We start from the raw sequence: 508 nt of genomic DNA on the forward strand, positions 1-508 counted from the left end.
GAGGAAGGTCATAGTGGGTGATATCAGGCATGAGAAATCCTACTGACGTGTTATTTCATCCGCAGTCCAGAACCGATCGGTGGACGGATCCGTGCGGCTGTGAGTAGTAGGCGCTGGCGTGCCCACGGCTCGCCCTTGACTGGATGCCGTGCCGGCGGGCGTGCTGTCCTGGCTACCAGTAAGCCGGGAGACCCATCCCGGGCCGCTGATTTGGCAGAGGCGGGGCGAACCATAGCTTCAAGCGTCAGCCCGATCAAGTTCATGGGGAGAGCGGCAAACGGCACTGATTATCATTAATGCAAATTATTATGTTATGGTATAACAATACTGCAATGACTCACCTGGAGGCCCCATGAAACCTGATATCCATCCTGCTTACCGCACCGTGCTGTTCCACGACACAGCAGCTGACGTGTATTTCCTGATCGGCTCCACGGTCGATACCGATCGCACGCAACAGCATACCGACGGCAATACCTATCCTTACGTGGCGCTCGACGTGTCCAGT

General features: G+C 55.9%; 1 protein-coding gene. It reads left to right on the forward strand.

Annotated elements, in window-relative coordinates:
• Positions 1-352 precede the first annotated feature (352 nt).
• Positions 353-508: 50S ribosomal protein L31 (locus tag NRB16_RS29375; protein ID WP_257107631.1), on the forward strand; the 156-nt coding region annotated here is incomplete at its 3' end.

Origin of the sequence: Pseudomonas sp. LJDD11 (assembly GCF_024584215.1) — a bacterium.
Lineage (GTDB): Bacteria > Pseudomonadota > Gammaproteobacteria > Pseudomonadales > Pseudomonadaceae > Aquipseudomonas.